The organism is Limnohabitans rimovensis (SeqCode) (genome assembly GCF_965234775.1).
Lineage (GTDB): Bacteria > Pseudomonadota > Gammaproteobacteria > Burkholderiales > Burkholderiaceae_C > Limnohabitans > Limnohabitans rimovensis.
This window is the reverse complement of sequence record NZ_OZ248562.1, coordinates 212,153-224,253: the sequence shown is the minus strand read 5'-3', so window position 1 is coordinate 224,253 and position 12,101 is coordinate 212,153. Positions and strand designations below refer to the sequence as shown.

Here is a 12,101-nt window from a genome sequence, read left to right as displayed (position 1 = left end):
CAATGCCCGAAACCATCACTCGGGCTGAAGGCCTGAGCGGGCAATGACTTTTTTCCAAACCATGGCTTCTTGAGCGATTTGCTTGGCAAACTCAGATGGAGAGCTGCCCACCGGGCTGACCCCCAATTCAAAATACTTTTGCTTGACGCTTGGATCGTTCAAAATGACTTGAATGGCTTCAGCCAGTTTTTGAATGATTTTGCTGTCGGTGCCCAGGGGCGCTGAGAGCCCCCACCAGTTGCCCGTGATCAGTTCTGGAATGCCTTGTTGCGCTGAAGTGGGGACATTGGGTAACACAGCGAGCCTCTGTGGCCCAGCCACTGCCAACGCCTTTAATTTGCCCGCAGTGATATTGCCAGCCACCGAGCTCAAGGCCGTCATATAAATTTGCGTGTCTCCGCCCAGCAAGCCCTGAACCGCTGGGGCAGAGCCACGGTAAGGCACGTGGATCAACTCAACACCCGTCAACTGTTTGTACAGCTCAGCCGCCAGATGAGGCGGTGTGCCGTTGCCAGGCGATGCAAATGCCAATTTGCCAGACTCTTTCTTGGCCAATGCAGTCAACTCGGTCAATGTGTTGACCGGCAAATTGGCGTTGACCACAACCACCGAAGGCGCATTGCTGATCATGGAGATGGGCGCCAAATCCTTCACGGGGTCAAATCGCATGCCTTTGATCAAAGAAGCATTGGTCACATAGTTGTTCGTTGAGCCCAGCAGCAAGGTGTACCCATCCGCAGCAGAACGGACAACGTCTTCTGCGCCGATGTTTCCAGAAGCCCCGCTTTTGTTATCGATCAAAAAGCGGACACCAAATTTGGCTTCCAATTGATTTTGAATCAGCCTGAATGTGATGTCTCCGGTGTTACCTGGCGCGTATGGGATGACGACCCGAACAGGGCGATTCGGCCAGCTGTCCGCATCGGCAGATAAGCTGGGGCTTGAAGTCAAAACACCAGCCAGGAGCGCTGCGGCCGAACCTAAAAATTGACGTATTTTTTTCATCTTGCTTCGGACTTTCAGTGAATTGACAAGCTACCAAACAAATTCACCGTTCACCATCACTTTGGTGGCTTGAATGTGCGGCAACTCTTCTTCGGCGCATGATAAAGGGTCTGCTGTGAGCAAGGACAAATCAGCCAAAAAACCCGGGGCCAGGCGACCGCGTTCATCTTCATCGAAACACAAATAAGCGCCGCCTTGGGTGGCGATTTCCAAAGCTTGGCTTCTGTGAATGGCTTGTGATTCACCCACCACCTGACCGCCGCGGCTTTTTCGGGCACTGGCGTGCCACATGGGATGGAACAAGGAAGGCGGTAAGTTGTCACTCCCAAACGCCACCGGTACGCCACTCTCTGCGAGGCTTCGCAGTGGCACCAAATCATTCAAATCATGAACGCCTTCTCGCAACATGCGATCGCCGTCTTTGTAGATATGCCGATTGGTGTGGGTGGTGAGCACAATGCCCAAGTCTTTGATGCGGGCGATTTGATCGCGGGTCAAAAAACGTTGATGGCCCAATACCCAACGCATGGGGGCAATGGGATGGGCTTGATTGGCCAGTTCAAACAATTCCAGAAGATTGGGCCAAATTCCACACAAGCGAATTTCACTTCGCGCCGCCTCTTGGACCAATACCTGCATGACGTCCAAAGGCAAGGCACACCCGGCTTGGAAACCCGCCCACCCGGTACAAGGGTGATTGGCCGCTCGGAGCCGGTTGTTGTGCGGATCCGAGTCGATTTCTGCATAAAGCCCTTGAACCCTCAGGAAATCGTCGCCACTGCCATTTCGCCCCACCCAGGCAGCCCAATCTTTCAAAAGCAGTGCAGCATCACCCTCACCCTTCAAATGCCAATTGGGACTGAAGGTGAGCAAGGCCCTGACCGTGCCCTTGCCCGCTGAATGCACCGATTTGTAGGCTTGGATGACTTCACTGGCAACCCCATGGCCCTCAAAGACGCAGGTCGTTCCGGTTTTGTTGTACTCGGACATGCCATGCAGCAAGGCCGCCTCACGTTGCGCCCCTGAAAACCCAGGCGCACAACGCATCAAGGTGTGTTCAACCAGTGGGACCAAACTTTTTTCCCAAAAAATGCCAGTCGGTTGCCCCGATGCGTCCTTGTCGATGACCACATCGTCGCTGGGTGAGCGCGTATCTGGGCCAATACCCGCCAGCTTCAAGGCCAAGCTGTTTGCCACACACGCAAAGGGCACCGAATTTGACCAATACCCCCAGATCGGACGAATGAACACGGGATGCTTTGGGCTGACGCGATCCAAGTCGAAACGCGTGGGCATTACATGCGAAACATCGCTCGAAAATTCCGGCGGTTGACCGATGGGCTGGGTCAAAATCCATGCGCCTTCGGGACGCTGCCGAGCCTCATCAGCAATGGCATCCAACACATCCTGCAAAGAATTGGCGTGCTGCAAACTGGGCAACTGATGTCTCAAGCCCTCTCGGTCCATGTGTGCGTGGCCATCGGTCAAGCCAGGAATCACGCAACCACCCTTTAAATCAATGATCTGCGTGCTTGGATCTGCTGAATTCAGAAGATCTTCAGTCTGACCTGCGGCCTGCACACGGTTTCCAACAATGGACAAGGCCTGCACCGTGCCCGTTTGCGCGTCACATGTGTGGATGTGCCCGTTATGAAGAATCACATCGGGGGGTGATGGTCGGCTTGAATTCATCTTGCTTTCATTCAGACCTGCCCTGCCAGCGTGCTGTGCACCACAGCCTGGGCGATGGCCAGCGAGCTGGTCAAACCCGGCGACTCGATGCCAAACAAGTTGACCAAGCCAGGCAAGCCATGGTCGCTGGGGCCTTGCAACACAAAATCGGCCGCCGCTTGTCCTGGGCCTGAAATTTTCGGTCGGATGCCCGCATAACCGGGTTGCAACGCACCATCGGGCAAGTCCGGCCAGTAGGCGCGCACGGCTTGGTAAAAAGCTGCTTCATGGTCTCGGGAGACGACCAAGTCTTCGGGGTCGTTCACCCACTGCACATCGGGCCCAAACTTGGCTTGCCCGCCCATGTCCAGCGTCAAGTGAACGCCCAGGCCCCCCGCCTCTGGCACGGGGTAAATCAAGCGAGAAAACGGCGCCCGCATGCCCAAGGTGAAGTAATTGCCTTTGGCGAAATAAGCGGTGGGCACATGGGCGGCATCCAAGCCCTGGCATTGCCGCGCCAGCGCCGGGGCGGTTAAGCCGGCCGAATTCACCAATTGGCGGGTCAACAGTTCGGTGCCATCGGCCATGTGCAGCACCCACCCCTGCGGATGGACATGGGCCGACACCACCTGTGCATGGCACACCACCGTGCCGCCCGCGTTTTCAAAGTCACCTTGCAAGCTGAGCATGAAGGCATGGCTGTCGACAATGCCGGTGCTGGGCGAATGCAAAGCGGCCACGCACGATAAGGCGGGCTCCATGGCCCGGGCTTGATCGGCGCTGATCAGCACCACGTCGGTCACGCCATTGGCATGCGCCTTGTCGCGCAAGGCCAACAAGCCGGGCAATTGGCTGTCGTCGGTGGCCACCATCAGCTTGCCGCAACGCCGGTGCGGCACACCGCGCTCGGCGGCATAGGCGTAGAGCATGTCACGCCCTTGCACACACCAGCGCGCCTTGCGCGAACCTTGGGGGTAGTAAATGCCGGCATGGATGACCTCGCTGTTGCGCGAGCTGATACCGGTGCCAATCGCCTCGGCTTGCTCCAACACCAGCCATTGCGCACCGGGTTGGGCCAGACACAGGGCACGCGCCACCGCCAACCCCACCACACCGGCCCCAATCACCACCCCATCGACCTGATCCAAAGCACGGCCCTTTCAAAAAAAATGACACCTCGAAAGGTGCCATTGTGGGGCCAGTGGGGCCATGCCCCGAGGCTGGTGGTCAGCGCTTTTTAGCGGCAGGGCGGGCTTTGGCCGCAGCAGGCACGGCCTGGGCCATCTGGCTCACATTGGCTTGCATCATTTCGTTGGCCTGGTGGACGGCTTTTTGCACCGAGCTCAAAGCGGTGTTGCCAGCGGCCACAGCGGCCTTCAAGGCTTGCGAAGCGGCTTCGGTGCCAGCGGGTGCGTTTTGCGTCAGGTTCTTGACCAGGGCTTCCACGGCTGCTTGGGCTTGGCCCACTTGGCCTTCCACCACTTGACCGATTTGGCCACCGGTGCTTTGGGCGATGTCAAACAACTGGCGGTTGTAAGCAGCGGCTTTCTCGGCCAAGGGCTGAAACATTTGTGCTTGCAGCGACATCAGCTCTTGTGCGTCACGCACCGACATCAGGGATTCGGTTTGGTGCTGGGCATCGCTCAAAGCGGCTTTGGCGGCGCTCATGTTGAGCTCGATGAGTTGCTCCATACCGGCGAAAGCTTTGCTGGTCAGGCCAGCGAGGGTTTCCAAATTGGCCTTGTTGGCGGCCAGCACTTGATCAGGGGTCAGGGTCATGTTTTGCTCCATTGAATTAAGGGGTTGTTCACTGCATTTGCTGCATTGCACAATGACCGAAATTATAAGAATGAAGGGTCAAAAAAACGACCTTGATGCACTTTTAGAGGCGACAAACTAAGTGACCACCTGGGTTGACACCCCAAGGTCAAGTCTGACGCGCAGCTTTCAAAAAAGTCCAGCAAGCACCCGGTTTTGCGCAACAGCATCACGCAAAACCAGGTGTGCGCCTGTGGAGCGCACAGCCCTCAATAAGAGCGCGGCAAACCCAAGACGTGTTCGGCGATGTAGGACAGCACCATGTTGGTGGAGATGGGCGCCACTTGGTACAAGCGTGTCTCGCGGAACTTGCGCTCTACGTCGTATTCGGCCGCAAAACCAAAGCCACCGTGGGTTTGCAAACAGGCATTGGCCGCTTCCCAGGACGCGTCGGCGGCCAACAACTTGGCCATGTTGGCTTGCGCGCCACACGGTTGACCGGCATCGAACAAACGCGTGCCCTCATAGCGCATCAAGCTCGCCGCCTCCACATTGATGTGGGCACGGGCGATGGGGAATTGAATGCCTTGGTTTTGGCCAATCGGGCGGTCAAACACGCGCCGGTCGTTGGCGTAGTTTTTGGCTTTCTCGACAAACCAGTGGCCGTCACCGACGCATTCGGCCGCAATCAGCAAACGCTCGGCATTGAGGCCATCGAGGATGTATTTCAAACCCAGGCCTTCTTCGCCAATGCGGTTTTCCACCGGGATTTCCAAGTTGTCGATGAACAACTCGTTGGTCTCGTGGTTGACCATGTTGCGGATGGGTTTGGCAATGATGGTTTTGCCCATCTCCGGGCGCACGTCGACCAAAAACACAGACAGGCCTTCGGTTTTTTTCTTCACCTCGGCCAGGGGCGTGGTGCGCGCCAGCAGCAGCATGTAGTCGGAATGTTGGATGCGCGAGGTCCACACTTTTTGGCCATTGACCACGTAGTGGTCGCCTTTGCGCACCGCCATGGTTTTGAGTTTGGTGGTGTCCGATCCGGTGGTGGGCTCGGTCACCGCCATGGCCTGCATGCGCAACTCGCCACTGGCAATTTTCGGCAGCAAGGCTTCTTTTTGGGCCTTAGAGCCGTGGCGCACCACGCAGCCCATCACATACATCTGGCCGTGGCAGGCGCCGGAGTTGCCACCCGCGCGGTTGATCTCTTCCATGATCACGCTGGCCTCGGTCAGGCTCAGGTTGGAGCCTCCGTATTCCTCTGGGATCAGGGCCGACAACCAACCAGCGGCGGCCAAGGCATTGACAAATTTTTCGGGAAAGGCGCGCGCCTCGTCCAGGTCTTGCCAGTAACGAGAATCAAACTGGGTGACAACGCTGCGCACACCGGCGCGCAGTTCGGCATAAGGGTCAACTTGGCTCATGGGGAAAAGGTCTTTCTCAAACAGGGTCGGCGTAAATTTGGCCCGCGTCCAAATTGATCACGGTGCCACTCAAATAACCCGACAAAGGCGAACAAGCAAAAACTGTCATGCGCGCAATTTCATCGGGTTCGGCCATGCGGCCAAAGGGCAATTTGGTGGACAGCTCCATCCATCGGCTGGTGTCGCCCCACTTGTTCTTGGCTTGGCGCTCGAGCATGGTTTGCATGCGCTGGCTGCGGGTGGGCGCGGGGTTGATGCCAAACACCCGCACACCTTTGCGCACGCTGCCCCCGCCCAGGCCTTGGGTGAAGGCGATCAAGCCGGCATTCGCGGTGGAGCCGCAAATGTAGTCATAGCGCGGCGCCACCCCGGCCAGGCCAATGATGTTGCAAATCACGCCCCGACCGCGCTGCTCCATCATGGGCAAATAGGAACGGGTGAGGTTGATGTAGCTGAACAGTTTGAGTTCCCAGGCCTGGCGCCAACGCTGCTCGTCCAGGTCATGCAAAGAGCCGCCAGGGATGGCGCCCGCGTTGTTGACCAGCACATCGATCTCGCCCACCGCTTTGAACAACGCCTCTGTGGCGCCGGGCTGCGACAAATCGGTGGCCACAGACTCGGCGCTGATGCCTGTGCTGCTGTGGATGGCTTTCACCGCCAGCGCCAACTGTTCGGCATCGCGTGACGCGATGATGGGCATGGCGCCTTCGGCCGCAAAGGCTTGGGCGATGGCCAAACCAATGCCGCGCGAGCCGCCGGTGACGAGCACGCGCTGTCCTTTTAAATTCAAATCCATGGGGTTCCTTAGGTCGGGTGCTCAGGCTTTGGGCGCCGGCACCTGGTCGCGGTACCAAGCGGAGATGTCTCGCCCGGTCATGAAGCATACCCCTGGCGTGGCCATGAGCAGGTCCAGCATTTTCTCCAAGCTGTGGAAGCGGTGCGGCACCCCAATCAAATGGGGGTGCAAGCCAATCGCCAACACCCTGGGATGCTCCACCGCTTCTCGCTTGAACAAATCCAGGGTGCGGGTCAAGCGCATGAGCATCTCGTCGGAGCTGTGGCGCTCCACCGCATAAATGATGGAGTCGTTGATCTCCAAGTTATAGGGCAGCGACAACAAGGGGCCGTGGTCGGTGCGCATCCAGTTGGGCACATCGTCAACCACCCAATCAAACACATACTCGATGCCCAGCTTTTTCAAAATGTCGGGTGTTTCGTAGGTTTCGCGCAGGCCTGGCCCCAGCCAGCCTTGGGTGCGCACACCGGTGAAGGCTTCGAGCATGTCCAAACAGGTTTTGATCAAGGCTTCCTCTGACTGGGCCTCGTGGTTGATCGCCTTTTGGTGCAAGCCGTGGCCAATGAACTCCCAGCCCGCGTCACGCATGGCTTCGGCAGCGCGGGGGTAAGCCTGAATCACACCCGCATTGAAACTGGTTGAGGCAGGCAAGCCCCGGCTGTGGATGGCGTCGATGATGCGCGGCAAACCCGCCCGCATGCCGTAATCGGCCCAGCTGAAGTTGGGCACATCGGGCACCGTCTCTTTGCCGTGGGGCGGCGTGATGATGGTGCGCGGCATGCTGGCATCAAACTGCCAGTGCTCCACATTGACCACCAAGTGCACCATGATGGCGCCTTTGGGATGGGGCTTGAGTTGGGGGCCGTCGTTGGAGAAACGGTAAGGGATGCGTGGGTTGGCCATGGTCAACAGTACCAATCAGAAACAGGCAAATCAGACCACGCCCTGGGCGTGGAACTGGGCGATGTCGGTGGATGAATAGCCGATTTCGGTCAATACCGCATCGGTGTGTTCGCCCCAACCTGGGGCGGGCGTGCGCACCTCGGCGGGGGTGCGCGACAGGGTCACCGCTTGGGTGATGTAGTGCTTGCGCCCATGCGGCGTGTCCAGCGCTTCGCTAACCCCCAGGTGCTGAACCTGCGGGTCTTGCATGACCTGCGGCACGGTGTACACCGGCCCGGCGGGCACGCCGACTTGGTTGAGTTGATCCACCCAGTGCTGCACGGTTTGGGTGGCAAAAGCTTGGTTGAGCAAGCCATTCAAGCGCGGCCGATGGGCCACGCGCAAAGCTTCGGTGCTGAACTCGGGGTCAGCCAACCACTCGGGTTTGCCCAGCAATTCACACAAGCGCTTCCAATTGCCTTGGCCCGATGCCCCCAAGTTGAACGGGCCATCGCTGGCGGTGAACAAGCCCATGGGCGAGCTGGTCGGGTGGTTGTTGCCTTCTTGCACCGGCACGCTGCCTTCGTTGATGAACCGCGCCACCTGAAAGTCCATCATCGCAATTTGCGCATGCAACAAAGAGCTGTGCACCCACTGGCCGCGACCCGACACCTCGCGCTCGTGCAAAGCCGCCAAGATGCCCAAGGCGCAGTACAAACCGGCGCTCAAATCGGCCACCGCCAAACCCGCGCGGAAAGGGCCACTGTCGGTGTCGCCCGTGACACTCATCAAGCCGCCCATGCCTTGGATGATTTGGTCAAAGCCCGGGCGCTCGGCGTAGGGACCGTCTTGTCCAAAACCCGAAATGCTGGCCAAGATGATGCGCGGGTTGACCTTGGCCAAGTCCTCATACCCCAACCCCAGCTTGTGCTTGACGTCGGGGCGCCAGTTCTCCACCAACACATCAGCTTGCGCCACCAAGCGCATCAAGATGTCCAAGGCGCCGGGCTTTTTCAGGTTGAGGGTGAGCGAGCGTTTGTTGCGGTTGAGGTTTTGAAAATCGCCGCCATCGCGGTTGGCGGCAAACAACACCTCGTTGGGGTCGACGCCAGCGGGGGGCTCGATGCGCAACACATCGGCGCCAAAGTCGGCCAGCACCCGCACACAGTTGGGCCCGGAGCGCACGCGCGACAGATCCAGCACCTTGAAGCGCGACAGGGCGCGGGGCATGGGGGGTGTGGTCATGGCAAATTAAATGTGGTTAAAAGGGTCGGGGCATTTTCACACGGCTCAAAAGACCAGGGGCCAGCCCGGCCCATCAGTGCTGCTCGGCCAAGATGCCAAAGCCGGGCATCGCATCGCGCAGCCCCAAGCGGCGCAAAGCCAACCAATAGGTGGCCACATTGACGCCGATCAATGGCTTGCCAAAGTGCGCTTCAATGGCGGGTGTCATGGCGCTGACGGGCAAATTGGTACCCACATGAACCAGAGCCTGCACCTGCGGTTTGTCCAGGGCTTCAAACCCTTGCATGATTTGCTCTGGGGTGAACTGGGCCACCGAAATCGGGCCTGTGGACTTGAGGCCATGGCTGGCCACCACCTCAAAGCCGCAGGCGGTGAAGAACTCCGCAATGATGGCGTCAGCTGGCGGCCAATAAGGCGTGAGCACACCAATGCGTTTGGGGTTGCCAATGGCCTTCAGGCCTTCGAGCACCGCAATCGACGGGGTGACAAACGGAATGCCGGCCAAAGCCTGTAAGCGCGCCTCTTCGGCCTGGGCGCGCTGCAAGTCGCCGCGAAACGAATGGATGGAGTGGCCATGCGCCACCGCATGCGGCTCGCAAGGCATGACCAAAGCCAGGGCTTCCTCGAGCTGGCCTTTTTCGGTTTTGAGCGCTTGCTGGTAGGCCTGCATGTCGTCATACGGCCTGGGTGGCAGCAACATGCGGCTGACGTGGTTGGTCACGCCGTGTGGGCGCATGGCCTCCATCTCGGGTTGCACCACGGTGTTGGTGGCAGGCACGATCACCGCAATCTTGGCGCGGCTGGCCAAGGTGTCAAAACTCAAAGGGGTGGCCATGGCTCACTCCATTTTCAATTTGGCGGCTTTGGCCGCTTCGGACCAAATCGCCATGTCGGTGCGCAAGGTGTCGGCCAATTCACGTGGGGTGCTGCCAATCGCATCCACGCCAATTTGCTGCAAGCGTGCGGCCATGCCCTCTGCTGCCAGTGCTTCTTTGACCGCATCGGCCACCCGCTGCACCACCGTTGCAGGGGTTCCCGCCGGGGCCATCAAGCCATTCCAAGTGACGGTGCGAAAACCTGGAAAGCCAGACTCGGCAATCGTCGCCACTTGCGGCAATTGGCTTGCGCGCTTGTCGCTGGAGACGCCAATCAAACGGATGTTGCCACCCGCCAGATGCGGCACCAGTTCGGAGAAGTTGCCAAAGTACATTTGCACATTGCCCGACAGCAAGTCGGTCACCGCGGGTGCACCGCCTTTGTAGCTGATGTGGGCCATGTAAATTTGGGCGCGGTTGACAAACAGCGCGGCCGAGAGGTGCGACACGCTGCCCGAACCGCCCGAGGCGTAGTTGTATTTGCCCGGGTTTTTGCGCACCAATGCGACCAACTCTTGCACATTGTTGGCCGGTACCGATTTGTGCACCCCCATGACAAACGGGTTGCTGCCCACATTGCTGATGGGCACAAAGTCGCGCACCGGGTCGTAATTGGTTTTGTTGATGGCGGGCAAGATGGCCATCACCGGCATGGCCGCCATCAGCAAGGTGTAGCCATCGGGCGCTGCCTTGGCGACAAATTCGGCCGCAATGCCGCCACCCGCGCCCACCTTGTTTTCCACCACCACCGACTGACCCAGGCTTTGGGTCAAGCGCTCGGCCATGATGCGGGCAATCGAATCGGTGTTGCCACCCGGTGCAAAGGGCACCACGATCTTCACGGGTTTGCTCGGCCATGCCGGTGCTTGGGCCAGGGCAGCACCCGACAAGCAAGCCCAGCAGCCCAACAACACAGCGGCACGCCGCAAAGGAGATGGGGCCAGTTGCACAGATGGGCTCACGCGTTGGGCATCAAAAAACTTCATGGCAGTTTCCTTATCGTCAAAAAAATTTCAAACTGTGGGACCTGGGTCAGCGCCCCAACTGGCGAAAGACACCCATCATGCAACAGACTGCGCGCGGCGGATGCTGTTGATCATCGATGAGTTGAGCAGGTATTCACGCGCTTTGACCGGGTCGGCGCAAACGGCGCGCAGCTCGTGCATGCGCTGGGCCCGCAGGGCCGGGTCTTTTTCTTCCAGGTTTTTTTTGTTGCGCACCGATAGCTCTTGCACATAGGCCACGTTGGCTTGTTGGCGTTGGCGGTTGTAGCGCTCCAGCGCCTCATCGCCCTCCTCGCCTTTGACCACCCGCGCCAGCGCCTGACCCAGGCTGATGGCATCGTGGATGCCACTGTTGAGCCCAAACCCACCCAAGGGGTTGTTCACATGCGCCGCATCGCCCGCGAGCAGCACCCGACCTTGGCGAAACCGCACCGCCACCCGCTGGTGCACGCTGTAAATGCTTTGGTGCACCAAGGGATAGGTGGTGCGCTCATCGGCCCCGGTGATGCGGCGAATCGCATGCTGGGCATAGGGCCCGGCCAAGGCCTCTTCTTCGGGGGTTTCGGGGGCCACCGGCAAGGTCATGCGCCACAAACCTGGCGGGCCTTCGTCGGGCATTTTGAACAAGGCGCTCCATTGCACCGGGTCGCTCATATATGCGTTCTCGCGGTAGCCCAGGGTGGCAAAGTCAAAGGTGGTGCTGAGCACGCTGTAGCGCTCGGGCCAGGTGTAGCCGGCAAATTCGATGTCGGCCGATTTGCGCACCGGGCTGCGCCCGCCATCGGCACCAATCAGCCACTGTGTGGTCCATTCCACCATGCCATTCGGGCCTTGGGCTTGCACCACCAAGTGGTCGCCCTGGCTGTGCTGCGCCTCAAAGCGGTGGCCAAACACCACCTCGACCAAGCCGGTGCGCAACACGTGCTCGAGCACGATGGGCGTGAGCCGGTGCTGCTCCAGGTGCAAACGGTAGGGATAGGGCGTGTCGTTGCGCAGCAAATCCAAATCCCATTCGGCCACCAGGCCATCTTGCAAATCGCGCGCCTGCCAGTACCGCACCGCAATCCCCAGCGCGCGCATTGCAGCGGCCACGCCGATGCCGTCCAGCATCTCCAGGGTGGGTGGGTGAAAGGTCCCCGCCCGCAAGTCGATGGTCAAGCCCGGTTCGGCCTCAATCACCCGGCTGGCAATGCCTTGCTGCGCCAGCACCAAGGCGGTGATCAAACCCACCGGACCGGCGCCCACGATCAAGACGGGACTTTCCATATTGACTGCCATACATCACACCTGTTGACAGCGCACCCTCGCAGAGGTGCGCATTTAGTACTGTTAAACCCTTTGGGGCTTTGCTGACATGGAGCATAACGCAGGGGACGGGGCTGACCTGCACGCAGCTCAGCCGCAACCGCACACCCCGCATGGGTTGCGCGGCACAATG

At 59.3% G+C, this 12,101-nt stretch carries 11 protein-coding genes; all 11 read right to left on the bottom strand.

Annotated elements, in window-relative coordinates:
* Positions 1-15 precede the first annotated feature (15 nt).
* The 11 genes from AC8GFZ_RS01100 to AC8GFZ_RS01050 all read right to left on the bottom strand — a co-directional run bounded on the left by AC8GFZ_RS01100 (position 16) and on the right by AC8GFZ_RS01050 (position 11,929).
* Positions 16-1,005: a Bug family tripartite tricarboxylate transporter substrate binding protein gene (locus AC8GFZ_RS01100; RefSeq protein ID WP_506641486.1), complete on the bottom strand. Its 990-nt coding sequence runs from the start codon at positions 1,003-1,005 to the stop codon at positions 16-18.
* Positions 1,006-1,035: 30 nt separating this feature from the next.
* A complete protein-coding gene (locus tag AC8GFZ_RS01095) occupies positions 1,036-2,697 on the bottom strand; it encodes an amidohydrolase (RefSeq protein ID WP_506641484.1) in 1,662 nt (553 codons plus the stop codon).
* 11 nt (positions 2,698-2,708) lie between these two features.
* Positions 2,709-3,824 (bottom strand): NAD(P)/FAD-dependent oxidoreductase, encoded by a 1,116-nt coding sequence (locus tag AC8GFZ_RS01090; protein WP_506641482.1) that lies wholly within the window; start codon positions 3,822-3,824, stop codon positions 2,709-2,711.
* A 79-nt stretch (positions 3,825-3,903) separates the two neighbouring features.
* Positions 3,904-4,455, bottom strand: coding sequence for a phasin family protein (locus tag AC8GFZ_RS01085; protein WP_506641480.1), 552 nt, complete (start codon positions 4,453-4,455; stop codon positions 3,904-3,906).
* Between the two features lie 248 nt (positions 4,456-4,703).
* Positions 4,704-5,861: an acyl-CoA dehydrogenase family protein gene (locus tag AC8GFZ_RS01080; protein WP_506641478.1), complete on the bottom strand. Its 1,158-nt coding sequence runs from the start codon at positions 5,859-5,861 to the stop codon at positions 4,704-4,706.
* A 16-nt stretch (positions 5,862-5,877) separates the two neighbouring features.
* Positions 5,878-6,657 carry a short-chain dehydrogenase/reductase gene (locus AC8GFZ_RS01075; RefSeq protein ID WP_506641476.1) on the bottom strand — a complete coding sequence of 260 codons (780 nt, stop codon included), beginning with the start codon at positions 6,655-6,657 and terminating at the stop codon, positions 5,878-5,880.
* 21 nt (positions 6,658-6,678) lie between these two features.
* Complete coding sequence (locus AC8GFZ_RS01070; protein ID WP_506641474.1) at positions 6,679-7,560, bottom strand: polysaccharide deacetylase family protein; 882 nt, start codon at positions 7,558-7,560, stop codon at positions 6,679-6,681.
* Positions 7,561-7,590: 30 nt separating this feature from the next.
* Positions 7,591-8,784, bottom strand: a complete 1,194-nt coding sequence (locus AC8GFZ_RS01065; protein WP_506641472.1) for a CaiB/BaiF CoA transferase family protein — start codon at positions 8,782-8,784, stop codon at positions 7,591-7,593.
* A gap of 73 nt (positions 8,785-8,857) precedes the next feature.
* A complete protein-coding gene (locus AC8GFZ_RS01060) occupies positions 8,858-9,619 on the bottom strand; it encodes a maleate cis-trans isomerase family protein (protein ID WP_506641470.1) in 762 nt (253 codons plus the stop codon).
* A 3-nt stretch (positions 9,620-9,622) separates the two neighbouring features.
* Entirely contained in the window at positions 9,623-10,645 is a 1,023-nt protein-coding gene (locus AC8GFZ_RS01055; protein WP_506641468.1) for a Bug family tripartite tricarboxylate transporter substrate binding protein, read from the bottom strand.
* 75 nt (positions 10,646-10,720) lie between these two features.
* Positions 10,721-11,929 carry an FAD-dependent oxidoreductase gene (locus tag AC8GFZ_RS01050; RefSeq protein ID WP_506641466.1) on the bottom strand — a complete coding sequence of 403 codons (1,209 nt, stop codon included), beginning with the start codon at positions 11,927-11,929 and terminating at the stop codon, positions 10,721-10,723.
* Positions 11,930-12,101: the final 172 nt, after the last annotated feature.